Annotated in this window: 26 protein-coding genes; 9 read left to right on the top strand and 17 right to left on the bottom strand. The window is 59.3% G+C overall.

Annotated features, from left to right (window positions below):
* Nucleotides 1-28: 28 nt before the first annotated feature.
* The 4 genes from KZH41_RS05845 to mreB all read right to left on the bottom strand — a co-directional run bounded on the left by KZH41_RS05845 (nt 29) and on the right by mreB (nt 3487).
* Nucleotides 29-625, bottom strand: coding sequence for a Maf family protein (locus KZH41_RS05845; protein WP_094950417.1), 597 nt, complete (start codon nt 623-625; stop codon nt 29-31).
* A gap of 51 nt (nt 626-676) precedes the next feature.
* Nucleotides 677-1165 carry a rod shape-determining protein MreD gene (mreD, locus tag KZH41_RS05840; protein ID WP_094950416.1) on the bottom strand — a complete coding sequence of 163 codons (489 nt, stop codon included), beginning with the start codon at nt 1163-1165 and terminating at the stop codon, nt 677-679.
* Nucleotides 1165-2310, bottom strand: a complete 1146-nt coding sequence (mreC, locus tag KZH41_RS05835) for a rod shape-determining protein MreC (RefSeq protein WP_263275084.1) — start codon at nt 2308-2310, stop codon at nt 1165-1167. Before mreC ends, mreD begins: the two co-directional genes overlap by 1 nt.
* Before the next feature lie 139 nt (nt 2311-2449).
* On the bottom strand, nt 2450-3487 hold the full coding sequence (mreB, locus tag KZH41_RS05830; protein ID WP_002555108.1) for a rod shape-determining protein MreB: 1038 nt from the start codon (nt 3485-3487) through the stop codon (nt 2450-2452).
* Between the two features lie 210 nt (nt 3488-3697).
* Here mreB and gatC point away from each other — a divergent pair, with 210 nt between their 5' ends.
* From gatC to KZH41_RS05800, 6 genes are all read left to right on the top strand, one after another.
* Nucleotides 3698-3985 carry an Asp-tRNA(Asn)/Glu-tRNA(Gln) amidotransferase subunit GatC gene (gatC, locus tag KZH41_RS05825; RefSeq protein ID WP_083360145.1) on the top strand — a complete coding sequence of 96 codons (288 nt, stop codon included), beginning with the start codon at nt 3698-3700 and terminating at the stop codon, nt 3983-3985.
* 16 nt (nt 3986-4001) lie between these two features.
* Nucleotides 4002-5453: an Asp-tRNA(Asn)/Glu-tRNA(Gln) amidotransferase subunit GatA gene (gene gatA / locus KZH41_RS05820; protein ID WP_263274514.1), complete on the top strand. Its 1452-nt coding sequence runs from the start codon at nt 4002-4004 to the stop codon at nt 5451-5453.
* Nucleotides 5454-5463: 10 nt separating this feature from the next.
* Nucleotides 5464-6909 (top strand): Asp-tRNA(Asn)/Glu-tRNA(Gln) amidotransferase subunit GatB, encoded by a 1446-nt coding sequence (gene gatB / locus KZH41_RS05815; RefSeq protein WP_094950413.1) that lies wholly within the window; start codon nt 5464-5466, stop codon nt 6907-6909.
* A gap of 173 nt (nt 6910-7082) precedes the next feature.
* A complete protein-coding gene (locus KZH41_RS05810) occupies nt 7083-7454 on the top strand; it encodes a septal ring lytic transglycosylase RlpA family protein (protein ID WP_094950412.1) in 372 nt (123 codons plus the stop codon).
* Nucleotides 7455-7514: 60 nt separating this feature from the next.
* Nucleotides 7515-8561 carry a calcium/sodium antiporter gene (locus tag KZH41_RS05805; RefSeq protein ID WP_263275083.1) on the top strand — a complete coding sequence of 349 codons (1047 nt, stop codon included), beginning with the start codon at nt 7515-7517 and terminating at the stop codon, nt 8559-8561.
* Complete coding sequence (locus KZH41_RS05800; RefSeq protein WP_094950411.1) at nt 8558-8941, top strand: carboxymuconolactone decarboxylase family protein; 384 nt, start codon at nt 8558-8560, stop codon at nt 8939-8941. The genes KZH41_RS05805 and KZH41_RS05800 overlap by 4 nt, the downstream gene beginning before the upstream one ends.
* Nucleotides 8942-9075: 134 nt before the next feature.
* Here KZH41_RS05800 and KZH41_RS05795 read toward each other — a convergent pair whose 3' ends face one another.
* Nucleotides 9076-10017 carry an AEC family transporter gene (locus tag KZH41_RS05795; RefSeq protein WP_263274513.1) on the bottom strand — a complete coding sequence of 314 codons (942 nt, stop codon included), beginning with the start codon at nt 10015-10017 and terminating at the stop codon, nt 9076-9078.
* Nucleotides 10018-10177: 160 nt separating this feature from the next.
* Here KZH41_RS05795 and KZH41_RS05790 point away from each other — a divergent pair, with 160 nt between their 5' ends.
* Entirely contained in the window at nt 10178-11206 is a 1029-nt protein-coding gene (locus tag KZH41_RS05790; protein WP_242152133.1) for an IS110 family transposase, read from the top strand.
* 291 nt (nt 11207-11497) lie between these two features.
* On the opposite strand, the gene garD is transcribed toward KZH41_RS05790, so the two are convergent.
* The 4 genes from garD to kdgD form a co-directional block, all read right to left on the bottom strand.
* On the bottom strand, nt 11498-13051 hold the full coding sequence (gene garD / locus KZH41_RS05785) for a galactarate dehydratase (RefSeq protein ID WP_094950409.1): 1554 nt from the start codon (nt 13049-13051) through the stop codon (nt 11498-11500).
* Nucleotides 13052-13062: 11 nt separating this feature from the next.
* Nucleotides 13063-14427 (bottom strand): MFS transporter, encoded by a 1365-nt coding sequence (locus KZH41_RS05780; protein WP_263274512.1) that lies wholly within the window; start codon nt 14425-14427, stop codon nt 13063-13065.
* A 183-nt stretch (nt 14428-14610) separates the two neighbouring features.
* Nucleotides 14611-16056 (bottom strand): aldehyde dehydrogenase family protein, encoded by a 1446-nt coding sequence (locus KZH41_RS05775; protein ID WP_263274511.1) that lies wholly within the window; start codon nt 16054-16056, stop codon nt 14611-14613.
* 54 nt (nt 16057-16110) lie between these two features.
* On the bottom strand, nt 16111-17022 hold the full coding sequence (gene kdgD / locus KZH41_RS05770) for a 5-dehydro-4-deoxyglucarate dehydratase (protein WP_064450699.1): 912 nt from the start codon (nt 17020-17022) through the stop codon (nt 16111-16113).
* Between the two features lie 236 nt (nt 17023-17258).
* On the opposite strand from kdgD, the gene KZH41_RS05765 reads away from it, so the two are divergent.
* Nucleotides 17259-18416, top strand: a complete 1158-nt coding sequence (locus tag KZH41_RS05765) for a phospholipase (RefSeq protein ID WP_094950406.1) — start codon at nt 17259-17261, stop codon at nt 18414-18416.
* 133 nt (nt 18417-18549) lie between these two features.
* On the opposite strand, the gene KZH41_RS05760 is transcribed toward KZH41_RS05765, so the two are convergent.
* From KZH41_RS05760 to rplM, 8 genes are all read right to left on the bottom strand, one after another.
* Nucleotides 18550-19296 (bottom strand): FadR/GntR family transcriptional regulator, encoded by a 747-nt coding sequence (locus KZH41_RS05760; RefSeq protein ID WP_083360156.1) that lies wholly within the window; start codon nt 19294-19296, stop codon nt 18550-18552.
* 159 nt (nt 19297-19455) lie between these two features.
* A complete protein-coding gene (locus KZH41_RS05755; RefSeq protein ID WP_094950405.1) occupies nt 19456-19875 on the bottom strand; it encodes a ClpXP protease specificity-enhancing factor in 420 nt (139 codons plus the stop codon).
* A gap of 17 nt (nt 19876-19892) precedes the next feature.
* Complete coding sequence (locus KZH41_RS05750; RefSeq protein ID WP_027604841.1) at nt 19893-20510, bottom strand: glutathione S-transferase N-terminal domain-containing protein; 618 nt, start codon at nt 20508-20510, stop codon at nt 19893-19895.
* A gap of 149 nt (nt 20511-20659) precedes the next feature.
* Entirely contained in the window at nt 20660-21439 is a 780-nt protein-coding gene (locus tag KZH41_RS05745) for a cytochrome c1 (RefSeq protein WP_094950404.1), read from the bottom strand.
* Nucleotides 21439-22650: a cytochrome b gene (locus tag KZH41_RS05740; protein ID WP_094950403.1), complete on the bottom strand. Its 1212-nt coding sequence runs from the start codon at nt 22648-22650 to the stop codon at nt 21439-21441. The genes KZH41_RS05745 and KZH41_RS05740 overlap by 1 nt, the downstream gene beginning before the upstream one ends.
* Entirely contained in the window at nt 22650-23246 is a 597-nt protein-coding gene (gene petA / locus KZH41_RS05735) for a ubiquinol-cytochrome c reductase iron-sulfur subunit (RefSeq protein ID WP_094950402.1), read from the bottom strand. The genes KZH41_RS05740 and petA overlap by 1 nt, the downstream gene beginning before the upstream one ends.
* 265 nt (nt 23247-23511) lie before the next feature.
* Entirely contained in the window at nt 23512-23904 is a 393-nt protein-coding gene (gene rpsI, locus KZH41_RS05730) for a 30S ribosomal protein S9 (RefSeq protein ID WP_003216038.1), read from the bottom strand.
* 14 nt (nt 23905-23918) lie between these two features.
* Complete coding sequence (gene rplM / locus KZH41_RS05725; protein ID WP_003171742.1) at nt 23919-24347, bottom strand: 50S ribosomal protein L13; 429 nt, start codon at nt 24345-24347, stop codon at nt 23919-23921.
* A 248-nt stretch (nt 24348-24595) separates the two neighbouring features.
* Between rplM and KZH41_RS05720 the strand changes: the two genes are divergently transcribed.
* Nucleotides 24596-25636, top strand: a complete 1041-nt coding sequence (locus KZH41_RS05720; protein WP_094950401.1) for an NADP(H)-dependent aldo-keto reductase — start codon at nt 24596-24598, stop codon at nt 25634-25636.
* The last annotated feature ends 24 nt before the right edge of the window (nt 25637-25660 follow it).

Below are 25660 nucleotides of genomic sequence, written 5' to 3'. Positions count from 1 at the left end.
CTTAAGGCTTGGCGCGCAAGTAAGGCGTTCAGCGCGCGGTAAGGTTTTGCCAACAGGGTATGCCGAATTGCTCGAGCAGTTGCGCGGTTTCGCACACCGGCAGGCCAACCACGGCGGAGTAACTGCCATTGAGCCCGGCGACAAACACCGACCCGAGCCCTTGGATAGCATAGCCGCCAGCTTTGTCCTGAGGTTCGCCACTGTGCCAGTAGGTTGTAGCCTCCTCGACAGAAATCCCGCGAAACAGTACGCGACTGCTTACACATCGGGTTTCGCAGCGCTCGCCGTCGGTGAGCGCAATGGCCGTGAGCACTTCATGTTCACGCCCTGCCAAAGCCATCAACATGGCCAAGGCATCCGCTTGATCCATCGGTTTGCCGAGGATATGACCCTCCACGATCACAGCCGTGTCGGCGCCTAAAACGCAGGCGCCCGCCGTTTTTTCAAGCGCAGCAAAACCCGCCGTGGCCTTGCCGCGCGCAAGGCGCTCGACGTAGGCAACAGCAGATTCGTTTGTAAGAGGCGTTTCATCAATGGCGGCGCTGACCACGGTGAAGGGCACACCGATCTGGGTCAGCAATTCACGCCGCCTTGGGGAACCCGAGGCCAGATAAAGCAAATTCATTGCAGACTCTCCCTGTAGGGTTCGATAACCAGGCAGAGCCTCGCAATCCATTCAATTGATTTTATAGCGACGAAGTAACCCACGCAGACCAAAACTGACCCATGGCCACAGCAATGCACTGACCAGCGCAGGCAGCACCAACGCCAGGGTTGGCTGGCGGTTACCGGTCAAGGCGCTGAGCCACAGTTGCACCAACTGCGCCAGGCCGAAGATCACCAGGATCACCAGGCACTGCTGCCACATCGGGAACATGCGCAAGCGCTGCTGCAACGACAGCACCAGAAAAGTAATCAGGGTCAGGATCAACGCATTCTGACCGAGCAAAGTGCCATAGAGCACATCTTCCGCCAAGCCCAGGCACATTGCGGTGACCATTCCGACTTTATGCGGCAAGGTCAGCGACCAGAACGCCAGCAGCAGGGCCAGCCATAAAGGACGCAGGACTTCCATGAATTGCGGTAACGGCGAAACGCTGAGCAGGAGGCCGACGGCGAAGGTCAGCCAGACGATCCAGCCATTGTGCGAATGAGTACCGGCCATTATTCCTCCCTCTGCCGTGTGGTGGCCGGGGCTGCGGCCGCTGGCCGGGCTGCCGGGGTGGTAGCAGCAGGCGGTTTAACCGCCGGAGTTGCAGCAGTTGGCGTCGTCGCGGGTGGCTTGGCCGCAGCCGGTTTGGCCGGGCGAGCGTTGTGGGCCGCAGGTTTGACTGGCGTTGCCACTGGCGCTGCCGGGGCGGCCACAGGGGCTGGTGGCCCCACGAACGCAGGTTTTGGCACCGTGGCAGGAATGGTCGGCGCAGCGCCGTTCTGCTTGTCTTCCGCTTCCTGCGCCTGAGCGGCGTCGTTGGCACGCTCTTCCGGCGTGCGGTTGTCGCTGAAGACCAGCAGCAGGTAACGGCTGCGGTTCAAGGCGGCAGTCGGCACGGCACGTACAATGGCGAAGGGCTGGCCGGAATCGTGGATCACTTCCTTGACCGTCGCCACTGGGTAACCCGCCGGGAAGCGCTGGCCCAAGCCGGAGCTGACCAGCAGGTCGCCTTCCTTGATGTCGGCAGTGTCCGCCACATGACGCAACTCCAGACGCTCCGGGTTACCGGTGCCGCTGGCAATGGCGCGCAAGCCGTTACGGTTCACCTGCACGGGGATGCTGTGAGTCGTGTCCGTCAACAACAATACACGCGAGGTGTAGGGCATCAACTCGACCACCTGACCCATCAGGCCACGGGCATCAAGCACCGGCTGGCCGAGGACCACACCGTCGCGCTCACCTTTGTTGATGATGATGCGGTGGGTAAACGGGTTAGGGTCCATGCCGATCAACTCGGCCACTTCCACCTTCTCGTTGACCAGTGCGGAGGAATTGAGCAACTCACGCAGCCGAACGTTCTGCTCGGTGAGGGCCGCCAGCTTTTGCATGCGCCCCTGCAACAGCAGGTTTTCAGTCTTGAGTTTTTCGTTCTCGGCGACCAGCTCAGTGCGGCTGCCGAATTGGCTGGCCACGCCCTGGTAGAGACGTTGCGGCAGGTCGGTGATCCAGTAAGTCTGCATCAACACCAGCGACATCTGGCTGCGCACGGGCTTGAGCAGTGCAAAGCGGGCATCGACCACCATCAGCGCGACCGAAAGCACGACCAGCACCAATAAGCGCACGCCCAATGAGGGGCCTTTGGCGAAAAGCGGTTTAATAATCCGCTCCTCCCAGGCAAATGTTCTCTTTATTCATACGGCATCAAACCGGCCTGGATGCAGATTGAAGAAGATAAACGCCAACAGGCAGCACTGCAAAGTGCTGCCTGCGGGCGAAGCATGAACCATCCAAGCGATCTTATTCGCTGGAGAGCAGGTCCATGGTGTGTTTATCCATCATTTCCAGTGCACGGCCACCGCCACGGGCGACGCAGGTCAGCGGGTCTTCGGCGACGATCACCGGCAGACCGGTTTCCTGGGCCAGCAGCTTGTCGAGGTCGCGCAGCAAGGCGCCACCACCGGTCAGCACCAGGCCACGCTCGGCGATATCGGAAGCCAGTTCCGGAGGCGATTGCTCCAGTGCGCTCTTCACGGCCTGAACGATGGTGGCCAGGGACTCTTGCAGAGCTTCCAGCACTTCATTGGAGTTCAGGGTGAAAGCACGTGGAACGCCTTCGGCCAGGTTGCGACCGCGAACATCAACCTCGCGAACTTCGCCGCCCGGGTAAGCGGTGCCGATTTCCTGCTTGATGCGCTCGGCGGTGGATTCGCCGATCAGGCTGCCGTAGTTACGACGTACATAAGTGATGATCGCTTCGTCGAAGCGGTCGCCGCCTACACGCACGGATTCGGCATACACCACACCGTTCAGGGAGATCAGGGCGATTTCAGTGGTACCACCACCGATATCCACCACCATCGAACCGCGCGCTTCTTCAACCGGCAGGCCAGCACCGATCGCAGCAGCCATTGGCTCTTCGATCAGGAACACTTCACGGGCACCGGCGCCAAGGGCCGATTCACGGATGGCACGACGCTCAACCTGGGTGGACTTGCACGGAACGCAGATCAGCACACGAGGGCTGGGCTGCAGAAAGCTGTTTTCGTGAACCTTATTGATGAAGTACTGCAGCATCTTCTCGCAGACACTGAAGTCGGCGATCACGCCATCTTTCATCGGACGAATGGCAGCAATATTGCCTGGTGTTCGGCCGAGCATACGCTTGGCCTCGGTGCCAACGGCAACGACACTTTTCTGATTACCATGGGTCCGAATGGCCACAACCGATGGCTCATTCAGAACGATACCGCGCTCGCGCACGTAAATAAGGGTGTTGGCAGTGCCCAGGTCAATGGAAAGATCGCTGGAAAACATGCCACGCAGTTTCTTGAACATGGGGAAAGGACCCTAGGCAACGCGTGGGTAAAAAAGTGCGGCAAACTCTAACAACGACAGGGATTTTGGGCAAGGCGCCAATGTGCTAAATTGGCCGACTTTCTGTGCACCAACCCCCACAATCGCGGCCTTATGACCGTAGAAATGCGGTAGTGTTCCGACAATCTAACACACGGACGCCCTCCGTTCTGTTTTCCACTGGAGAATCCCATGGCGCTTGAACGCTCCGACGTGGAAAAAATCGCTCACCTGGCCCACTTGGACCTGGTTGAAGCCGATCTTCCACAGACCACCGCAGCCCTGAACAGCATTCTCGGGCTGGTCGACCAAATGCAGGCCGTCAATACCGACGGCATCGAGCCCCTGGCTCACCCACTGGAAGCCAGCCAGCGCCTGCGCGCAGACGTTGTGACCGAGCGTAATAATCGCGAGGCCTACCAGTCCATCGCGCCAGCGGTCGAAAACGGCCTGTACCTGGTTCCGAAAGTCATCGACTAAAGGGAAAGAGCCTGCAATGCATCACATGACTCTGGCCGAGATCGCCCGCGGTCTCGCCGACAAAAAGTTTTCTTCCGAAGAGCTGACCAAGACCCTGCTTGCGCGCATCGCCGAGCACGATCCCAAGGTCAACAGCTTCATCAGCCTCACCGAAGAACTGGCCCTGAGCCAGGCCAAGGCCGCCGACGTGCGTCGCGCCAATGGTGAGAATGGCGCACTGCTGGGCGCACCGATCGCCCACAAAGACCTGTTCTGCACCCAGGGCATTCGCACCAGCTGCGGCTCGAAGATGCTCGACAACTTTAAAGCGCCCTACGACGCCACCGTGGTGTCCAAGCTGGCTGCCGCCGGGGCCGTGACCCTGGGCAAGACCAACATGGACGAGTTCGCCATGGGTTCGGCCAACGAGTCGAGCTACTACGGCGCGGTGAAAAACCCGTGGAACTTGGAACACGTGCCAGGCGGCTCGTCGGGTGGTTCGGCGGCGGCCGTTGCCGCGCGCTTCCTGCCGGCGGCTACCGCAACCGACACCGGTGGCTCGATCCGTCAGCCCGCCGCGTTCACCAACCTCACTGGCTTGAAGCCGACCTACGGTCGCGTTTCCCGTTGGGGCATGATCGCCTACGCCTCCAGCCTCGATCAGGGCGGCCCATTGGCACGCACTGCCGAAGACTGCGCAATATTGTTACAAGGTATGGCAGGGTTCGATAAACAGGACTCCACCAGCATCGATGAGCCCGTGCCGGACTACAGCGCCAGCCTGAATACGTCGATCAAAGGCCTGCGCATCGGCGTGCCGAAAGAGTATTTCAGCGCCGGCCTCGACCCGCGTATCGCCGAGCTGGTCCACAACAGCGTCAAGGAACTGGAAAAGCTCGGCGCCGTGATCAAGGAAATCAGCCTGCCGAACAACCAGCACGCGATTCCTGCGTACTACGTGATCGCCCCGGCTGAAGCCTCCTCGAACCTGTCGCGTTTCGACGGCGTACGTTTCGGCTATCGCTGCGAAAACCCGAAAGACCTCACCGACCTGTACAAACGCTCGCGTGGCGAAGGCTTCGGCAGCGAAGTACAACGCCGGATCATGGTCGGTGCCTACGCCCTGTCGGCCGGCTACTACGACGCGTACTACCTCAAGGCGCAAAAAATCCGTCGCCTGATCAAGAACGACTTCATGGCGGCCTTTGAAGAAGTCGATGTGATCCTCGGCCCAACCACGCCAAACCCGGCCTGGAAGATCGGCGCCAAGACCGGCGACCCGATCGCCGAGTACCTGGAAGACCTGTACACCATTACCGCCAACCTCGCGGGCTTGCCGGGCTTGTCCATGCCCGCCGGCTTCGTCGATGGCCTGCCGGTCGGCGTGCAATTGCTCGCCCCGTATTTCCAGGAAGGCCGCCTGCTCAATGTGGCGCACCAGTACCAGTTGAACACCGACTGGCACACTCGCACCCCTACCGGCTTCTGAGGAGAACACTATGCAATGGGAAGTTGTGATCGGGCTGGAGATTCATACCCAGCTCGCCACCCAATCGAAGATTTTCTCCGGTAGCGCCACCACGTTCGGTGCAGAACCCAACACCCAGGCCAGCCTGGTTGACCTGGGCATGCCCGGCGTATTGCCGGTGCTGAACCAGGAAGCGGTGCGCATGGCGGTGATGTTCGGCCTGGCGATTGACGCCGAGATCGGCCAGCACAACGTGTTCGCGCGCAAGAACTACTTCTACCCGGACCTGCCCAAGGGCTACCAGATCAGCCAGATGGAGCTGCCGATCGTCGGCAAGGGCTACCTGGACATACCGCTGGAAGACGGCACCATCAAACGTGTCGGCGTGACCCGCGCGCACTTGGAAGAAGACGCTGGCAAGAGCCTGCACGAAGAATTCCCAGGTGCCACCGGTATCGACCTGAACCGCGCCGGCACGCCGTTGCTGGAAATCGTGTCCGAGCCGGACATGCGCAGCGCCAAGGAAGCCGTGGCCTACGTCAAGACGATCCACGCGCTGGTGCGCTACCTGGGCATCTGCGATGGCAACATGGCCGAAGGCTCGCTGCGTTGCGACTGCAACGTGTCGATCCGGCCAAAAGGCCAGGTCGAGTTCGGCACCCGCTGCGAGATCAAGAACGTCAACTCGTTCCGCTTCATCGAAAAGGCGATCAACAGCGAAGTGCGTCGCCAGATCGAGCTGATCGAAGACGGCGGCAGGGTGATCCAACAAACGCGCCTGTACGATCCGAACAAAGACGAAACCCGCGCCATGCGCAGCAAAGAGGAAGCCAACGACTACCGTTACTTCCCCGACCCGGACCTGTTGCCGGTGGTGCTTGAGGACTCGTTCCTCAATGACATCCGCGCCACCCTGCCGGAATTGCCGCAGCAGAAACGCGAGCGCTTCCAGGCGCAGTTCGGCTTGTCGGTCTACGATGCCAGCGTGTTGGCGTCCAGCCGTGAGCAAGCCAACTACTTCGAAAAAGTCGTGAGCATCGCCGGCGACGCCAAACTGGCGGCCAACTGGGTGATGGTTGAGCTGGGCAGCCTGTTGAACAAACAGGGCCTGGAAATCGACGATGCGCCTGTTACCGCCGAGCAACTGGGCGGCATGCTGCTGCGCATCAAGGACAACACCATCTCCGGCAAAATCGCCAAGACCGTGTTTGAAGCGATGGCCAGCGGCGAAGGCAGTGCGGACGAAATCATCGAGAAGCGCGGCCTCAAGCAAGTCACCGACAGCGGCGCGATTTCGGCCGTACTCGATGAGATGCTGGCGGCCAACGCCGAACAGGTCGAGCAATACCGTGCGGCAGACGAAGCCAAGCGCGGCAAGATGTTCGGCTTCTTTGTCGGCCAGGCGATGAAAGCCTCCAAAGGCAAGGCCAACCCGCAACAAGTGAACGAACTGCTGAAAAGCAAGCTCGAAGGCTGATCGCGGTGAAATGGTCCGGGTGGGCTTTCATGCCCAACTCGGACCCCTTGTGGGAGTGGGCTTGTGTGGGAGCTGGCTTGCCTGCGATAGCATCGCCTCGGTGCAACTGAAATACCGAGGTGCCTGTATCGCAGGCAAGCCAGCTCCCACATTTAATTGGGAATTTCCTGAAAATGAAGCGTCTACTCGGCCTCCTGGCCCTGTTCTCTCTGTTGGCCGGTTGCGCCAGCGGCCTCATCGACCCCAACGGCTACGACGAAACCGGCACCGCCTCGTATTACGGCGCCAAGCACCATGGCAACAGAACCGCCAGTGGTGAACCCTTCAACCAGAACGCCCTGACCGCCGCCCATCGGCGCCTGCCCTTCGGCACTCAGGTCAAGGTGACCAACCTCGACAACAACAGGTCCGTGGTGCTGCGCATCAACGACCGCGGCCCGCATACCCGTGGGCGCCTGATCGACGTTTCACGCAAGGCTGCCGAACAACTCGGTATGCTGGGCAGCGGCACTGCACGGGTTCGCGTGCAAGCCATGAGCAACTAAATCAAGGGAGCTTTGGCCATTTCCGCATTAACTGCCCTCTCGCCCTGGAGCCTGATCGAACTGATCAGCGGCCTGGTGCTGCTGATCGCCGGCGCCGAAATCCTGGTGCGCGCCGCCGTGCGCCTGGCAGCCAGCCTCAAGGTGCGGCCGTTGATTATCGGCTTGAGCATCGTCGCCTTCGGCAGTAGCGCGCCGCAAATGACCGTGAGCCTGCAAGCCACCTTGGCCGGCAATACCGATATCGCTGTGGGCAGCGTGATCGGCAGCAGTATCTTCAACATCCTCGTCACCCTGGGCCTGGCTGCGTTGGTCATTCCGCTGCGGGTGTCGCGGCAACTGGTGCGCCTGGACATCCCCGTAATGATTTTCGCCGGCTTGCTGGTGTTTACCCTGGCGGCCAATGAAACACTGACACCGTTCGACGGCCTGTTGCTGCTGCTTGCTTTGGTTGCCTACCTCGGCGTGCTGCACTACCAGACCCGCCATTCGCGCCGCCCACGCACGCTGGATACGGTGGCCAGGGCGCCCTGGCTGAGCAGCGCGTTGCTGATGCTCGGCGGGCTGTTGATCCTGGTACTGGCCGGGCATTTGCTGCTGGGTGCGGCAGTGGATGTAGCCAGCGATCTGGGCCTGTCGGAGCGCATCATCGGCCTGACGCTGATCGGTGTCGGCACTTCGCTGCCGTGCCTGGCGACCTCGCTGATTGCCGCGCTGCGCGGCGAGCGGGAGATTGCCGTGGGCAACGTGATCGGCAGCAACCTGTTCAATCTGCTTGGAGTGCTTGGGTTTACCGCGCTGGTGGCCCCCTCGCCACTGTCGGTGTCACCCAACGCCCTCGACTTCGACCTGCCGGTGATGCTCGGCGTGATTGTGTTGTGCCTGCCAGTGTTTTATACCGGCTACCGGGTCACCCGTGCCGAAGGCCTGGTGTTCCTGGGCCTGTACCTGGTGTATGGGCTGCATGTGGTGTCGTTCACCTTTGGCATGCCGCTGGCCACCCAGCTTGAACAATTGATGCTGTATTACGTCCTGCCAGCGCTGGTGGCCTTCCTGTTGTTCACCTCGCTGCAAGCCTGGCGCCGCCAACACAAGAGGGAACCGCAATGACCGATCAGAAAAAAACCGGGGTTGAAATGCGCCGCCAGGTCATGGGCGATGTGTTCGTCGACCGCGCCTTGGGCAACGCCACCGCGTTCACCCAGCCGCTGCAGGATTTCGTCAACGACCACGCATGGGGCAGCGTGTGGAACCGCGAAGGCCTGCCGCTGAAGACGCGCAGCCTGATCACGCTCGCCGCCCTTACCGCCCTCAAGTGCCCGCAGGAACTCAAGGGCCACGTGCGTGGCGCGCTGAACAATGGGTGTACGGTGGAGGAGATTCGCGAAGCGCTGCTGCATTGCGCGGTGTACGCGGGCGTGCCGGCGGCGATTGATGCGTTTCGGGCGGCTCAGGAAGTGATTGAGGCGTATCAGGCAGATAAGCAGTGACTGTTAGATAGCTACCGCAGCGGTGCGGCGACCCGACAAGCCAGCTCCCACACTTGACCGAGTTGCAGCATGAGCATGCGGTCGAATGTGGGAGCTGGCTTGCCTGCGATTGGCCTTCAACCCCACCACAACCTTCAGATCCAACCACCCGCCTGCAACACAAAAATCCCGATATTGGTGGTCACCGCCGCCACCAAGGTAGTAATCACAATAATCGCCGCCGCCAGCTCATGATTACCCTCGGCCGCCCGGGCCATGACAAAACTCGCTGCCGCCGTCGGCGCGCCAAAATACAGAAACAAAATCCCCAGTTCCGGCCCCCGAAAGCCCAGCAGCCATGCGCCCAGCGTCGCGAAGAGCGGCAGGCCGATCATCTTCACCAGGCTGGCACTCAACGCCATGCTCCCGCTTTTGCGCAAGGCCGCCAACGACAAAGTGCCGCCGATGCAGATCAACGCCAGCGGCAAGGTCATGTCCGCCAGGTACTGGCCGGACGACTCCAGCCACCCCGGCAGACCGATCTTGAAGATCGCGAACGGCGCGGCGGCAATCACGCTGATGATCAGCGGGTTGGCCACCACACTTTTGAAGATGCTCCACGGGTCGGACTTGATCACCGGGCTGTACACCGCCAGCACGATGGTCGACAGCGTGTTGTAGAACAGGATCACCAGCGCGGCGAGGATCGCGCCGAGGGAAATGCCATAGTCGCCGTACATGCTGGCCGCCAGCGCAAGGCCGATCACGCCGTTATTGCCGCGAAACGCGCCCTGGGTGTAGATGCCGCGGTCTTCACGCGGGCAACGATAGAGCGCCCAACCCCAGGCCAGGGCAAAGCTGAGCAACGTGGCAACGGCGAAATAGATCAGCAGCCCCGGCTTGAGCGCCGAGTGCAGGTCGGCATGCAGAATGCCCAGAAACAGCAGCGCTGGCATGGTGACGTTAAACACCAGTGACGACGCGGTGTGGATAAAGTTGTCGTTGATCCAGTTGATGCGCTTGAGCAGCACACCGAGGAACAGCATGGCAAACACCGGCGCGGTGATGGTGAGGGTGGTGAGGAAGATAGCCAGCATGCCGGGGAGAACCTTGGTGGGTGTCGTCAGGTGGCTAATGATAAGCCATGCGGCCCGGTTCGTCCGGGCAACACCGATCAAATAATGAGATGGCTACCCCCGCCGCCCCCTGTGAACGCCCACTAAGCTTTCACAGGGGGATCTATCGGAGACCGCAGCCATGAGCAAAGTAGACATCACCGCCGTTGACCTTGGTAAGCACAGCTATCACGCTCACGAACAAGATGAGCGTGGCCATGTACTGCTGCGCAAAAAGTTTAATCGAGCAGGATTGCTCCAGCATTTAGCTTCCATCGAGCCTTGTACTGTTGTGATGGAAGCCTGCGGCGGCGCCCACTTCATGGCGCAACAAGTCGCCATGCTGGGACACACCCCCAAACTTATTGCTCCTCATCTCGTGCGCCCTTACGTAAAAAGCAATAAAAACGACTTCGCTGATGCCGAAGCGATTTGTGAGGCAGCTAGTCGCCCAACGATGCGTTTCGTACCAGTAAAAACCCAAGCTCAGCAAGCGTTGGCCATGCTCAACTCGGTCCGCGACTCGCTTATCAAGGAACGCACAGCCGCCGTTAATCGAATTCATGCAGGGCTTTTGGAGGTGGGTGTCAGCTTGGCACCGGGCTTTAAATCAGTCAAAGAGGTGCCCGCGTTACTCGAAACAGCCTCATTTCATGGGCTGATCAAAAAGCTGCTGCAAGGGCTGTATGACCACTACGTCTACCTGGATCGTCAGGTTAAGGTTCTCGACAAAGAAGTTGAGAGCCAAGTCGCTGAAGATGATCTGGCTTCTCGTTTGATGACAATTCCCTGCGTTGGCCCGATCACCTCCAGCGTCTTGGCTGCGGAGTTGGGCGATGGCAAGCAGTTCAAATGTGGTCGAGGCTATTCAGCCTCGATAGGACTTGTGCCAAAGCAGCATTCTACTGGCGGTAAAACCGTACTTTTGGGCATCAGCAAGCGCGGAGATCGAAACCAGCGACGCTTGTTTGTTCAATGTGCCCGTATCTACTTGATGCACTTGGATAAGCAAAAAGGGAGTTTGGCCGATTGGGTTCGCAAGCTGCTGGCAGGCCATCGGCACTCCAATTTAGTGGTCTGCGCGCTAGCCAACAAGCTGGCAAGAATCGCTTGGTCGATCGCGGCAAACCACACTGAATTTGATGCAGGGCCAAGCGCGATGAACGCTTGACCCTGCTGTCACCCAAGCACCACCCACCTGGTTTTGCGATGCTGGATAACAGATGACGTGAACGGCCAACCGGCCTGACGACAACCCTGAGCTCCCACACGGCTGAAAGGCCGTCCAAATAATTAGGGTCGTTGGGCATCAATTCTCATCGAGGCGCGGGGCCAATACCCCACTCAGACGCCGAATAGATGAAAGCAAGCCATACACGCCATCAAAGACAGTATTGCAGAAAAGGGGGTAACCATAGATGTGGGAGCTGGCTTGCCTGCTCCCACAACGTCCGGGTAGGTCTCAGGTAATGGGCGCCGGGTTGAACAAGGTGATGTCGTTATGCAGCTTATGCTGCTCCGCCCACGTCTGCTTCTTGCCGCTGGCCACATCCAGGTAGAAGTGGAACAACTCCCAGCCCAATGCCTCAATGCTCGCACGCCCGGTGGCGATGCGTCCGGCGTCGATATCGATCAGGTCCGGCCAGCGCTGCGCCAATTCCGTACGCGTGGAAACCTTCACCACCGGCGCCATCGCCAGCCCGTACGGCGTGCCACGCCCGGTGGTGAACACATGCAGGTTCATCCCAGCCGCCAATTGCAAGGTGCCGCACACAAAGTCACTGGCCGGCGTGGCGCAAAAGATCAGGCCTTTGCGCTTGAAACGCTCGCCCGGGCCGAGCACGCCATTGATCGCGCTGCTGCCGGATTTGACGATGGAGCCCAGAGACTTCTCGACAATATTCGACAACCCGCCCTTCTTGTTACCCGGCGTGGTGTTGGCGCTGCGATCCGCCTCGCCTTTGGCCAGGTAACGGTCGTACCAGTCCATTTCTCTTACAAGGGCTAGGGCAACTTCTTTGCTTTCAGCGCGCGACGTCAGCAGGTAAATCGCATCACGCACTTCAGTGACTTCGGAAAACATTACCGTAGCCCCAGCCCGCAGCAGCAGGTCCGAGGCGTAGCCCAGCGCGGGGTTAGCGGTGATGCCGGAAAACGCATCACTGCCACCGCACTGCATGCCCAGGATCAACTCCGACGCTGGCACGGTTTCGCGGCGGCGCTGGTCGAGTTTCTTCAAGCGCACCTCGGCCAGCGCCATGATCTGCTCGATCATCTCGGTAAACCCATGGCTGGAATCCTGCAGCCGATACAGCCACGGCTCGCTCAGGTCGACGGAGCTGTCGTTGTCGTGCATCACCTGCCCGGCCTGCAGTTTCTCGCAGCCCAAGCTGATCACCAGCGCTTCGCCGCCCAGGTTCGGGTTGCGCGCCAGGTTGCGCACGGTGCGGATCGGGATATACGCATCCGTCGCAGTGATCGCCACGCCGCAGCCGTAGCTGTGGGTCAGCGCCACCACGTCATCGACGTTCGGGTACTTGGGCAGCAACTCCTCCTTGATGCGCTTGACCGCATGGTCCAGCACGCCGGTGACGCACTGCACCGTGGTGGTGATGCCCAGGATATTGCGCGTGCCCACGGTGCCGTCGGCGTTGCGGTAACCCTCAAACGTGAAGCCTTCCAACGGCGCCTGGGCTTGCGGCACTTCGGTGGACAGCGGCAGGCTGTCCAACGGTGGCGCGGTGGGCATGCGCAGTTGGTCTTCCTGCACCCAACTACCTCGTGGAATCGGCGCCAGGGCGTAACCAATGGTCTGGCCGTAGCGAATAATCTGACCGCCTTCGGGGATGTCTTCCAGGGTCACCTTGTGGCTCTGTGGGATGAAATCCACGGTCACCAGGCCGTCCGGGAACTCGGTGCCCGCAGGTACGCCCTGGTCGTTGACCACGATCACCACGTTGTCGCGCGCGTGCAAACGGATCGAGCGCGGTGAGTCGGCATGTTCAATCAACTGCATTACATCGCCCCTCAGGAATGCGCTTCGGTAAGTTGGGTCAGCTCTGGCCCTTTGCTGGGCGGCTCTTTGAGCACCACACGCTTGATCGGGCCGACAATCACCAGGTAGCTGAATACCGCCAGCAGCGCGTTAGCGCCGACGAACACCAAGGCCCACTTGAACGAGCCGGTGGTGGCGATGATGTAGCCAATCACGATCGGCGTGCTGATCGACGCCAGGTTGCCAAACATATTGAACAGGCCGCCACTGAGCCCGGCTATTTGTTTCGGAGAGGTGTCAGACACCACCGCCCAACCGAGTGCGCCAACGCCTTTACCGAAGAAGGCCAAGGCCATGAAGCCCACCACCATCCATTCGATATCCACGTAGTTGCACGCCACGATGCTGGACGACACCAGCAACCCACCAATGATCGGCGCCTTGCGCGCGAACGTCAGGGAATGGCCCTTGCGCAGCAGGTAATCGGAAATCAACCCACCCAATACCCCGCCGATAAACCCGCAGACCGCCGGCAGCGAAGCAATGAAGCCGGCCTTGAGAATCGTCATACCACGCTCCTGCACCAGGTACACCGGGAACCAGGTGAGGAAGAAATAGGTGATGCCGTTGATGCAGTACTGGCCCAGGTACACGCCGAGCATCATGCGATTGGTCAGCAACTGGCGGATGTAATCCCACTTCGGGCCGTCGATTTTCTGGCCTTTGGCCTTGTCTTGATCCATGTCGACCATCGCACCGTTCTCAGCGATGTACTTGAGTTCGGCCGCGTTGATCATCGGGTGCTGGCGCGGGCTGTGGATAAGTTTCAGCCAGATCAGCGAGAACAGGATGCCGATGCTGCCCATCACGATAAACACGTGCTGCCAGCCGAAGGTATAGACGATCCAGCCCATCAGCGGTGCGAACAGCACCGTAGCGAAGTACTGCGCCGAGTTGAAAATTGCCGAGGCCGTGCCGCGTTCAGCCGTAGGAAACCACGCCGCAACAATGCGGGCATTTCCAGGAAACGACGGCGCCTCAGCCAGGCCCACCAAAAAGCGCAGCATGAACAACGCGACGATGGCGGTGGAGACCCCGAATTCACCCACATAGCCTTGCAGCACGGTGAACAGCGACCAGGTGAAGATGCTCAGGGCATAGATTTTTTTCGAGCCGAACCGGTCCAGCAGCCAGCCACCGGGAATTTGCCCGGCCACGTAGGCCCAACCGAATGCGGAGAAGATGTAACCGAGGGTGACCGCGTCGATGCCGAGGTCTTTTTGCAGGCTGGAACCGGCGATGGCGATAGTTGCCCGGTCGGCGTAGTTGATCGTGCTCACCACAAACAGCATGAGCAGGATCAAATAGCGGACGTGGGTCGGCTTGGTCGCTTGCATGAAGAAGTACTCCCACTAATTATTTTTTTTGCGGGTAATCATTTCTGTTTTAACTGCAGGAGCCGCTTTCTGTGGGAGCTGGCTTGCCTGCGATAGCATCGCCTCGGTCTCATTGAAGCACCAAGGTGACTGCATCGCAGGCAAGCCAGCGCCCACACAAGCCGGTGCCTACCGGGGCGTTTCCTACGAACCGATGTAGCTGGTCTTCACAACGGTGTAGAACTCTTGCGCATAGCGACCCTGCTCGCGCGAACCATAAGACGAGCCCTTACGGCCACCGAACGGCACGTGGTAGTCCACCCCGGCGGTCGGCAGGTTGACCATCACCATCCCGGCCTGGGAGTGGCGCTTGAAGTGGTTGGCGTACTTCAGCGAGGTGGTGGCAATGCCCGCCGACAGGCCGAACTCGGTGTCGTTGGCCATGGCCAGCGCCGCCTCGTAATCCGCTACGCGCACCACGTTGGCCACTGGGCCGAAGATCTCTTCACGGCTGATGCGCATGGCGGCTTCGCTGTCGGCAAACAACGTCGGCGCCAAGTAGTAACCTTCGGTGTCGCAGGTCACCAAGCCACCACCGCTGACCAGTCGCGCGCCTTCGCTTTGGCCGATGTCGATGTACTTCATGTCCTGGTCCAACTGGGCCTGGGAAACCACCGGGCCGATGTCGGTGCCGCTTTTCAGCGCGTGGCCAACTTTGATCGACTTCATGCGCTCGGCCATGGCCACGACGAACTGGTCGTGAATACCGGCAGTAACAATCAAACGGCTTGAGGCGGTGCAACGCTGACCGGTGGAGTAGAACGCGCTCTGTACCGACAGCTCGACGGCCTGCTTGAGGTCGGCGTCATCGAGGATGACCTGTGGGTTTTTGCCGCCCATTTCCAACTGCACTTTGGCCTGGCGCGATACGCAACTGACGGCGATCTGACGCCCCACGCCGACCGAGCCGGTAAAGCTGATGCCGTCGACTTTCGGGTTGTTGACCAGCACGTCACCCACCACACGGCCGCTGCCCATCACCAGGTTGAACACACCGGCGGGGAAGCCGGCGCGGGAGATGATTTCGGCCAGGGCCCAGGCGCAGCCGGGCACCCATTCGGCCGGCTTGATCACTACGCAGTTGCCGTAGGCCAGGGCCGGAGCGATTTTCCAGGCGGGGATTGCAATCGGGAAGTTCCACGGGGTGATCAAGCCGACCACACCCAAGGCTTCGCGGGTCACTTCAACGTTGACGCCCGGGCGCACCGACGGCACGTAGTCACCAGACAGGCGCAGGCATTCACCGGCGAAGAACTTGAAGATGTTACCGGCGCGGGTCACTTCGCCGATGGCTTCGGGCAGGGTCTTGCCCTCTTCCCGGGCCAGCAGGGTGCCGAGTTCTTCACGGCGGGCAAGGATTTCGCTGCCGACTTTATCCAGGGCATCGTGGCGAGCCTGGATGCCGGAGGTCGACCAAGCCGGGAAAGCGGCACGGGCGGCGTCGATGGCAGCGTTGACTTGGGCTACGTCAGCCTTGGCGTATTCGCCAATAACATCGGACAACTCCGACGGGTTGATGTTGTTGCAGTAGTCGGCACCGGCCACCCACTCGCCGTTGATGTAGTTTTCAAAACGTTTGGCTTGGGACACACATCTTCTCCTGACGCAAAAGGCCGCTGATCTCTCAGCGGCCTTGTTGATAAGTTACTGCGGACCTTGCTTGTCGATCAGCGCGGCCAGGGCTTCATATTCTTCCGGCAGCAGGTCGGTCAGCGGCGTGCGCACCGGGCCTGCGTCGTAGCCGGCGATTTTTGCACCGGCCTTGACGATGCTCACGGCATACCCGGCTTTACGGTTGCGGATGTCGAGGTAAGGCAGGAAGAAGTTGTCGATGATCTTGCCGACGGTGGCGTGATCGTCTTTGGCAATCGCGTGGTAGAAGTCCATCGCGGTTTTCGGGATGAAGTTAAACACCGCCGAGGAGTACACCGGCACGCCCAAGGCCTTGTAGGCAGCGGCGTAAACCTCTGCAGTCGGCAAGCCGCCGAGGTAGCTGAAACGGTCGCCAAGACGACGGCGGATCGACACCATCAACTCGATGTCACCCAGGCCGTCTTTGTAGCCGATCAGGTTAGGGCAGCGCTCAGCCAGGCGTTCCAACAAAGGCGCGGTCAGGCGGCAGACGTTGCGGTTGTAGACCACCACGCCGATCTTGACCGATTTGCACACCGCTTCTACGTGAGCGGCAACCCCGTCCTGGCTGGCTTCGGTCAGGTAATGCGGCAGCAGCAGCAAGCCTTTGGCGCCCAGGCGCTCGGCTTCCTGGGCGTACTCGATGGCTTGGCGGGTCGAACCACCGACGCCGGCAAGGATCGGCACGCTGGTGGCGCAGGTATCAACAGCGGTCTTCACCACTTGAGAATATTCGCTGGCAGCCAGGGAGAAAAACTCACCGGTGCCGCCGGCGGCGAACAAGGCGGTGGCGCCGTAAGGGGCCAGCCATTCCAGACGCTTGATGTAGCCAGCCTGGTGGAAGTCACCCTGCGCATTGAAATCGGTCACGGGGAAAGACAACAGACCGTGGGAGAGGATGGACTTCAGTTCTTGTGGATTCATTATTCGAACACCCTGGGCGAAGACTTTCTGTCGAAAGGTTGTTGTTGGTTGTGGCGATGTCGTACGTCATCGTACAACTATAAAACTATTCGTCAACTGCAATTCATCGGGCCTCATCTGCGGCTAAGTGTTTAAACGTGACTTCTTGACGTAGGACTTTTTTCCTCTATGCTCGACACAGCTGTATATACATACAGTTATTAAGGAAGATTCCTACGACATAGCAAGGAGCTAACATGTCAGATCTTGAACTCGCAGCACCCGAAAAAATCCCACCGGCCCTGCGCTTCGAAGGCGGTGAACACACTGCTATCGGCGATGAAACCCTGCTGCGTTTCGTCAAGGACGCCCCGGCGATTCCAGCGCACCAAGTCGAGCTGCACTTGCCCAACGGGCTGGCACTGACCTACGGCCAGGTGATCGCCCTGGGCGGTGACTTCTATGGCATTCCCGGCCAGCCCATCAGCGATGGCGCCTCCCCCGCCGAGCGTGTGCAACGCTTTAGCGCTGCGTTCAATTCGTTGGCTGTGCTGCCAGCCTCACGGGCAGAAGCCGGGAAAATCCTCGCGGTGATGCAAAAGGAGATCAACGCGGTCAAGCAGGCGATCAAGGACGGCAAACAACCCCATGAAGCGTATGACGCGCTGGGTGATACGTTGTCCGAGGAATGGAACCGCATCACCGGCGGTGGCAGTGCGGTGTCGGCCTTGATTCCGCTGGGGCGCTATCTGAAATTGGCGGCAGACAACGCCGACCACTTTGGCGAGTGGGCGCTGTCAGCCTATCTGGCCGGCCATACGGCGGCGCTGCAACAGGCGGTGGTGGCGCATCAAACCGGCACCGACCAAGCACTGGAATTGGCCTATGCCATGAACAGCTTTGCTGATCATTTTTTGACCGACCTGTTTTCCGCCGGCCACCTGCGCGTGCCGCGTAAACAATTGGCGGCCGTGGTGACGCCAGGGGAACTGGGCTCGCTGATCAGCCGCTTCATGCACGATGAAGACAGCAAGTTTGGGCTCAAGGTGCGCAACGCCAAGGGTGATCAATGGCATGCCTATGGGGATAAACGCTACTTCGATGCCATCGACGCGGACAATCGGGCGATGGTCAAACGTGCGGTGCAGGCGTCGGCAGATGAAATCTTCGAGACCTTTATCAGCGGTGTCGCGCCCTCCCCGGCCAACTTCAAGGCGCCGCTGTATGTGCCGGATTTGAACGCGGCGCAGAACCCGGCGAATAACTTTTCGCCGCTGTTCAAGATGGAAGGCAACAAGGTGCTGCGCCGCAAGGACGTGAATGACCTGAACGACAAGCACTGGACCAATGATTGGTGGGGTTGGAGTACGTACCTGCTGCTCAAGGACTACAAGCCAAACCAACCTGCGAGCTAAGTAGGTTTGATCATTCCCACGCTCTGCGTGGGAATGATCACTGTGGAAGCTGGCTTGCCTGCGATGCGGGCGACTCGACCTGTCAGACAGACCGAAGTGATGCTATCGCAGGCAAGCCAGCTCCCACACTAGATCAGCGCTGCGCTTGTGCCTCTTCATGGGCATGGCGCAGCCGTTCGCGGCTGTTAGTCAGATGCAGGCGCATGGCCGCGCGTGCCGCGTCCGAATCCTGGCGAGCAATCGCCTCATAAATCTCTTCGTGTTCGCGGCTCAGGCGGCCCATGTAGTGCTGCTGGTCATCATGGGCCAGGCGCGCTGAATTCAAGCGGGTACGCGGAATGATGCTGGTGCCCAGGTGGGTCATGATGTCGGTGAAGTAGCGATTGCCAGTGGACAGCGCAATTTCCAGGTGGAACGCGAAGTCTGACGCGACAGCATCGCCAGCGTGGGCGGCGCTTTCATTCAAGGCGTCGAGGGCAGCACGCATGGCGGCCAGCTGTTCGTCGCTACGACGCAAGGCTGCGAGGCCGGCGGACTCCACTTCCAGGCTGATACGCAGCTCCAGAATCGCCAGCACATCACGCAGCGTCACCACCGTGGCCGGGTCAATCCGGAAGCCGCTGGGGCTTGGCGTGTCCAATACAAAAGTGCCGATACCGTGGCGGGTTTCCACCTGCCCCGCCGCCTGCAAACGCGAGATGGCTTCACGCACCACGGTGCGGCTGACCCCATGGGCTTCCATGATTGCGGATTCGGTAGGCAACTTGTCGCCGCGTTTGAGTTGGCCGTCGCGAATCTGCTCGGACAACACCGTGACCAATTCCTGGGCAAGGCTGCGGCGCTTGCGGGGAAGACGAGGGGCGGTGTTGGCATTTTCCATGATGAATCCATCTTTCTCGGCGAACTTGAGCCCGCATCATAGCCCATGGCGGTTGTACGATCACCGTCCGGTCGCGACTTTCACCCACATCCTTTGCGCAAAAAAAAGCCCCGGCACAAGTCGAGGCATTTTTCAGGCTCACCCTAGGGTGAAAGCCGCTTACTTCACCACTTTCAGGCTCGGCCGGCCGCTTGGACGCGGAGGCTCGGAGTCTGGTGGTGGCACATCATCACCGCCTTCGCCTTCGATCGCTTCGTCGTCCTCGAAAGGCGACTCCAGATCGAACACCATGCCCTGGCCATTTTCCCGAGCATAGATCCCGAGGATGGCACCAATCGGCACGAACAGCGTATGCGGCACACCGCCGAAACGCCCTTCGAAGCTGACAGCTTCATTGTCCATATGCAGGTGGCGCACAGCACTGGGTGATACGTTCAGCACGATCTGCCCATCACTGGCGAAACCCTGCGGCACATCAACCTTGGGGAATTCAGAGTTGACCAGCATGTGCGGGGTGCAATCGTTGTCCACAATCCACTCATAGAGCGCGCGGACCAAGTAGGGTCGACTGGAGTTCATCAGCGGCTCCTTAAGCCTTAGCGCATATCGCGTTCGACGCCAGACAGACTCGCCTGGAAAGCCTCACGCGCAAACTGGCGCTCCATGTAATCAAGCAACGGCTTGGCCGGCCGTGGCAGTTCAATGCCCAGGATCGGCAAGCGCCAGAGTATGGGTAATAGGCAGCAATCCACCAAGCTTTGTTCCTCGCTGAGGAAAAAAGGTTTGTCGGCGAACAGCGGCGAAACACCGGTCAGGCTCTCACGCAATTCCTTGCGCGCCTGCACTCGAGCGGCTTCTTTACTGCGTGTATCCAGAATCAAATCCACCAGCCCGCACCAGTCACGCTGAATCCGATGGATCAGCAGGCGGCTGTTGGCACGCGCCACCGGGTAGACCGGCAGCAAAGGTGGATGCGGGTAACGCTCATCCAGGTATTCCATCACCACGGTTGACTCCCACAACGCCAGGTCACGATCGACCAGGGTGGGCAAGCTGCCGTAAGGGTTCACTTCGATCAGTTTCGGCGGATGACGACCCACCTCCACACTGATGATCTCGGCGCTGACACCCTTCTCTGCGAGCACGATGCGTACTCGGTGGGAATAGTGGTCGGCGGGGTCGGAGTAACAGGCCAACCGGTTGGTCACGCCCATGGCGGTCCTCCTCGCTTGTTGAAATTATCGAAAGCTCAAAAACGAGCGCGCCCAGAGAGCATCTCTGCAGTGCCTGGTTCAACCAGAGCGCTACGTGTTCAGAGATGCCGCTGGGCGCGCAAGATTAACAGCAATTGCTTACAGTTGGATCAATGCACATCCTTCCAGTATTCGCGTTTGAGCAGATAGGCGAACACAAAGAAGAAAGCCAGGTACAGCAATACATAGGTACCGATGCGCTGATGTTCCAGTTTGACCGGGTTGGCCGAGTAGGCCAGGAAGGTCACCAGATTCTTGACCTTCTCGTCAAACTGCTCTTCGTTCAGCGCGCCAGTCTTGGGCACGATGGTCAGTTGATCGCACGCTTCATGAGTCAAAGGCGTACCGGTCAACGGATCATATTGCTTCTTGCCGTCTTCGACGACCTGAACCTGCTTGCATCCTACCACTTGGCGACCCTGCAGGCCGACCAGAACGTTAGGCATACCGACGTTCGGGAAGACTTTGTTGTTGACGCCATAAGGGCGCGCCGGGTCTTCGTAGAAGGATTTCAGGTAACCATAGAGCCAATCGGTGCCGCGAACACGGGCCACCAGGGTCAGGTCGGGCGGTGCAGCCCCGAACCAGGCCTTGGCATCAGCCGGTTGCATGCCGATGCTCATGTGGTCGCCGATCTTCGCGCCGGTGAACACCGCGTGGCTGAGCATCACGTCATGGGGGATGCCCAGGTCATCGGCGACACGCTCGTAGCGCTGAAACTTGGCGCTGTGGCAGCCCATGCAGTAGTTGCTGAAGGTACGCAGCCCGTCCTGCATGGCGGCCTTGTCAGACACGTCGATATCGACTTTTTCCAGCTCGGGGCCATGCTCGGCCGCGAAGGACAGTAGCGGCAGTGCCGCAAGCATCAAAGCAACAAATAACTTTTTCATCAGCCAGTCACCCTTTCCGGAACCGGTTTGGTCTTCTCGAGCCGGGTGTAGAACGGCATCAGAATGAAGTAGGCGAAGTACAGGAAGGTGCAGACCTGCGACAGCAACGTTAATTGCGGCGTCGGCGCCTTGACGCCCGTCCAACCCAGCAGCACGAAGCAGATGCAGAACACCCACAGCCAGATCTTGCTCAACCAGCCCTTGTAGCGCATGGACTTGACCGGGCTACGGTCGAGCCAAGGCAGTACAAACAACAGAGCAATCGAAGCCCCCATGGCAACTACGCCCATTAGCTTGTCTGGAATCGCCCGCAAGATGGCGTAGAACGGTGTGAAGTACCAAACCGGGGCGATGTGCTCAGGCGTCTTGAAGGCGTTGGCCTGTTCGAAGTTAGGCTTTTCGAGGAAGTAACCGCCCATCTCCGGGAAAAAGAACACGATCGAGCAGAAGATGAACAGGAACACGACCACGCCGACAATATCTTTCACGGTGTAGTACGGATGGAACGGAATACCATCCAGCGGGATACCGTTTTCGTCTTTGTGTTTCTTGATATCCACGCCATCTGGGTTGTTCGAACCCACTTCGTGCAGCGCCAGAATGTGCAGCACCACCAAGCCCAGAATCACGATTGGCAAGGCCACCACGTGCAAGGCGAAGAAGCGGTTCAGGGTGATGCCGGAGATCAGGTAGTCACCGCGGATCCACTGGGTCAGGTCGTTACCGATGACCGGGATCGCACCAAACAGCGAGATGATCACCTGGGCGCCCCAGTACGACATCTGGCCCCACGGCAGCAGGTAGCCCATGAAGGCTTCGGCCATCAGTGCCAGGTAGATCAGCATGCCAAACACCCACACCAGCTCGCGTGGCTTCTGGTACGAACCGTAGAGCAAGCCACGGAACATGTGCATGTAGACCACGATGAAGAACGCTGAAGCGCCGGTGGAGTGCAATAGACGCAAGATCGAGCCGTACTCGACATCGCGCATGATCCCTTCAACGGACGCAAAGGCCTCTTCTGCCGACGGCGTGTAGCTCATCGTCAGCCAGACGCCGGTGACGAGTTGGTTGACCAACACCAACAGCGCCAGGGAGCCGAAGAAGTAGAAGAAGTTGAAGTTTTTTGGCGCGTAATATTTGCTGAGATGGTCTTCCCACATTTTGGTAGCGGGGAAGCGCGCATCCACCCAATCCATGAACTTGCTCATCAGGCTTTCTCCCCCTCGTCGACGCCAATGACAATGACACTGTCAGTCTCGTAATGATGCGGCGGAACTGGCAGGTTCAGTGGTGCGGGTTGTGACTTGTAGACGCGGCCAGCGAGGTCGTAGTGGGAGCCGTGGCAAGGGCAGAAATAGCCCCCAACCCAGTCTTTTCCCAGGTCTGCTGGAGCAACTTCGGGGCGGAAAGTAGGCGAGCAACCCAAGTGGGTGCAGATACCGATCAGCAGCAGGATCTCTGGCTTGATCGAACGAATTTCCTTATCGACGTAGGCGGGTTGGTCGGAATTCTTCGAGTCGGGGTCAGACAGCTGACCTTCGATTTTCTTCAGATTCCCCAAGATTTCCTCAGTACGACGAACGATGAAGACCGGCTGACCGCGCCACTCAGCAATCATCTGCTGGCCTGGGTCGATCTTGCTGACATTCACCCTCACCGGTGCACCAGCGGCTTTCGCCTTGGCACTGGGAAACCATGACCCCACGAACGGGACCGCAGCCCCCACCGCTCCTGCAGCACCCACCACGGATGTGGCTGCTACTAAGAAGCGACGCCGGCCTGCATTCACGCCGTCATTGCTCATTCAGTCCTCTCCCATCAGCTTTTTGGCCTGTTAAATCAGGCGTCTACTAAGTGTTGAATCTTTACTTATAAAAATTTTGCCGAATGGTAATGAAAAGCCCCACGTATGACAAGGGAATTGCCCAAGGCTCCCTCCCCAGGCCTTGTAGTATAGGGGGTCTACGGATGTGGCAAGTTGTCACGGCGAAATTTATGCATAAATCGTAGGCAATAAAAAACGCCCAGCTCCGTAAGGAGTTGGGCGTTTTTGTGGAACGTAAAGCGAATTAACGCTTCGAGTACTGCGGACGCTTACGCGCTTTACGCAGACCGACTTTCTTACGTTCAACTTCACGAGCATCGCGAGTTACGAAGCCAGCTTTGCGCAGAGCGCCACGCAGAGTTTCGTCGTACTGCATCAGAGCGCGAGTGATACCGTGGCGGATTGCGCCAGCTTGACCACTTACACCGCCACCGATAACGGTGACGTAGATGTCGAACTTTTCAACTGTCTCGGTCAATTCCAGCGGCTGACGAACTACCATGCGGGCAGTTTCGCGACCGAAGAAGTTTTCCAGAGTGCGGTTGTTGATCGAGATGTTACCAGTGCCCGGACGCAGGAAAACGCGTGCGGTTGCGGTTTTGCGACGGCCAGTGCCGTAATTTTGAGTCGCCGACATAATGAACTATTCCGTTAAAACTTCAGTTCTTGGGGCTGCTGAGCAGCATGAGGGTGTACAGCGCCCGCATAGACTTTCAGCTTGCGAAACATATCGCGACCCAGTGGGCCCTTCGGCAGCATGCCTTTGACCGCGATTTCGATCGGGGCTTCAGGCTTCTTGGAAATCAGGCCTTCAAAGTTGGAAGACTTGATACCGCCTGGGAAACCGGAGTGACGGTAGTACATTTTGTCTTGCGCTTTGTTGCCGGTAACACGTACCTGCTCAGCGTTGATGATCACGATGTAGTCACCGGTGTCAACGTGAGGGGTGTACTCAGGCTTGTGCTTGCCACGCAGACGGCTGGCGACTTCAGTGGCCAGACGACCCAGGGTCTGACCAGCGGCGTCGACGACAAACCAGTCGCGCTGAACTGTTTCCGGTTTTGCAGTAAAAGTTGTCATTCTTTAATAGCCTCAGGGGCCGCCCTGTAAATTAGACGGCGGATCTTACTGAATAGTGCGTACTTTGACAAGTCAAAGGCAGCCGGATACAGACGCTATCGGGGGCTCGGGTCGGCGCGTCCGTTCAACGGCAAGATTCTTCGGCAGGCGGCGCATCACTTCCACTGCAGAAAGAGGTGGGCAATTATGCAGATTGCGAAAAAAAATTCAACCTGCTTTTATGATTGTTTTCCCCGAAGGAGTACCGGATGGATTATCGACAGCTGGGCCGCACCGATCTGAACGTAAGCGCGATAGCCTTGGGCACCATGACCTGGGGCGAGCAGAACAGCGAGGCAGAGGCCTTCGCGCAGATCGAACGGGCCAAGGCCGCGGGGATCAACTTCCTCGACACGGCAGAAATGTACCCGGTGCCGCCCAAGGCCGACACCTATGCCACCACCGAGCGCTACATCGGTAATTACTTCAAAAGCCGCGGCGACCGTGCCGACTGGATCCTCGCCAGTAAAATCGCCGGCCCAGGCAACACCATCGACTACATCCGCGACGGCCACCTGCGCCACAACCGCAAACACATCGTCGACGCCCTGGATGCCAGCCTCAAACGCCTGCAAACCGACTGGATCGACCTCTACCAGTTGCACTGGCCGGAACGCAGCACCAACTTCTTTGGCCAACTGAGCTACAAGCACAAAGACGAAGACGACCTGACCCCGCTGGAAGAAACCCTCGAAGCGCTGGACGAACAAGTCAAGGCCGGCAAGATCCGCCACATCGGCCTGTCCAACGAAACCCCGTGGGGCACTATGAAATTCCTGGCCCTGGCCGAAGCCCGTGGCTGGACACGCGCGGTGTCGATCCAGAACCCCTACAACCTGCTCAACCGCAGCTTTGAAGTGGGCCTGGCGGAAGTCGCCATGCGTGAGCAGTGCGGCCTACTGGCCTACTCGCCGCTGGCGTTCGGCATGCTCAGCGGTAAGTACGAAGGTGGCGCACGCCCGGCAAAGGCTCGCCTGACCGAATACAGCCGCTTCAGCCGTTACTTCAACCCGCAGTCGGAAGCGGCATGCAGCCGTTATGTGGCGCTGGCGCGGGAACAGGGTCTGGACCCGGCACAGATGGCCCTGGCCTTTGTGACGCAACAGCCATTTGTGACCAGCAACATTATTGGTGCCACGACACTGGAACAGCTGGACAGCAACATTGCCAGTGCTGACCTGAAGCTGTCGAAGGAAGTGCTCGAAGGGATTGAGGCGATTCAGAAGGATCATCCGAACCCCGCGCCTTGATTGATCCCTAAACCCCATCGCGGG

Source organism: Pseudomonas sp. YeP6b (genome assembly GCF_025642995.1).
Classification (GTDB): Bacteria; Pseudomonadota; Gammaproteobacteria; order Pseudomonadales; family Pseudomonadaceae; genus Aquipseudomonas.
The sequence above is the reverse complement of the archived record's forward strand: the minus strand, read 5'-3'. Positions and strand labels throughout refer to the sequence as shown.

What these genes read in the sequence shown, in the direction of transcription:
- KZH41_RS05760 (WP_083360156.1), bottom strand. Translation starts at nt 19,296, where the DNA reads ATGGAAAATGCCAACACCGCCCCTCGTCTTCCCCGCAAGCGCCGCAGC.
- KZH41_RS05790 (WP_242152133.1), top strand. Translation starts at nt 10,178, where the DNA reads ATGAGCAAAGTAGACATCACCGCCGTTGACCTTGGTAAGCACAGCTAT.
- mreB (WP_002555108.1), bottom strand. Translation starts at nt 3,487, where the DNA reads ATGTTCAAGAAACTGCGTGGCATGTTTTCCAGCGATCTTTCCATTGAC.
- rpsI (WP_003216038.1), bottom strand. Translation starts at nt 23,904, where the DNA reads ATGTCGGCGACTCAAAATTACGGCACTGGCCGTCGCAAAACCGCAACC.
- gatA (WP_263274514.1), top strand. Translation starts at nt 4,002, where the DNA reads ATGCATCACATGACTCTGGCCGAGATCGCCCGCGGTCTCGCCGACAAA.
- rplM (WP_003171742.1), bottom strand. Translation starts at nt 24,347, where the DNA reads ATGACAACTTTTACTGCAAAACCGGAAACAGTTCAGCGCGACTGGTTT.
- KZH41_RS05740 (WP_094950403.1), bottom strand. Translation starts at nt 22,650, where the DNA reads ATGAGCAAGTTCATGGATTGGGTGGATGCGCGCTTCCCCGCTACCAAA.
- KZH41_RS05845 (WP_094950417.1), bottom strand. Translation starts at nt 625, where the DNA reads ATGAATTTGCTTTATCTGGCCTCGGGTTCCCCAAGGCGGCGTGAATTG.
- KZH41_RS05755 (WP_094950405.1), bottom strand. Translation starts at nt 19,875, where the DNA reads ATGAACTCCAGTCGACCCTACTTGGTCCGCGCGCTCTATGAGTGGATT.
- KZH41_RS05720 (WP_094950401.1), top strand. Translation starts at nt 24,596, where the DNA reads ATGGATTATCGACAGCTGGGCCGCACCGATCTGAACGTAAGCGCGATA.
- KZH41_RS05795 (WP_263274513.1), bottom strand. Translation starts at nt 10,017, where the DNA reads ATGCTGGCTATCTTCCTCACCACCCTCACCATCACCGCGCCGGTGTTT.
- KZH41_RS05810 (WP_094950412.1), top strand. Translation starts at nt 7,083, where the DNA reads ATGAAGCGTCTACTCGGCCTCCTGGCCCTGTTCTCTCTGTTGGCCGGT.
- KZH41_RS05750 (WP_027604841.1), bottom strand. Translation starts at nt 20,510, where the DNA reads ATGGGCGTGACCAACCGGTTGGCCTGTTACTCCGACCCCGCCGACCAC.
- kdgD (WP_064450699.1), bottom strand. Translation starts at nt 17,022, where the DNA reads ATGAATCCACAAGAACTGAAGTCCATCCTCTCCCACGGTCTGTTGTCT.
- garD (WP_094950409.1), bottom strand. Translation starts at nt 13,051, where the DNA reads ATGCAGTTGATTGAACATGCCGACTCACCGCGCTCGATCCGTTTGCAC.
- gatB (WP_094950413.1), top strand. Translation starts at nt 5,464, where the DNA reads ATGCAATGGGAAGTTGTGATCGGGCTGGAGATTCATACCCAGCTCGCC.
- KZH41_RS05780 (WP_263274512.1), bottom strand. Translation starts at nt 14,427, where the DNA reads ATGCAAGCGACCAAGCCGACCCACGTCCGCTATTTGATCCTGCTCATG.
- gatC (WP_083360145.1), top strand. Translation starts at nt 3,698, where the DNA reads ATGGCGCTTGAACGCTCCGACGTGGAAAAAATCGCTCACCTGGCCCAC.
- mreD (WP_094950416.1), bottom strand. Translation starts at nt 1,165, where the DNA reads ATGGCCGGTACTCATTCGCACAATGGCTGGATCGTCTGGCTGACCTTC.
- KZH41_RS05800 (WP_094950411.1), top strand. Translation starts at nt 8,558, where the DNA reads ATGACCGATCAGAAAAAAACCGGGGTTGAAATGCGCCGCCAGGTCATG.
- petA (WP_094950402.1), bottom strand. Translation starts at nt 23,246, where the DNA reads ATGAGCAATGACGGCGTGAATGCAGGCCGGCGTCGCTTCTTAGTAGCA.
- KZH41_RS05765 (WP_094950406.1), top strand. Translation starts at nt 17,259, where the DNA reads ATGTCAGATCTTGAACTCGCAGCACCCGAAAAAATCCCACCGGCCCTG.
- KZH41_RS05745 (WP_094950404.1), bottom strand. Translation starts at nt 21,439, where the DNA reads ATGAAAAAGTTATTTGTTGCTTTGATGCTTGCGGCACTGCCGCTACTG.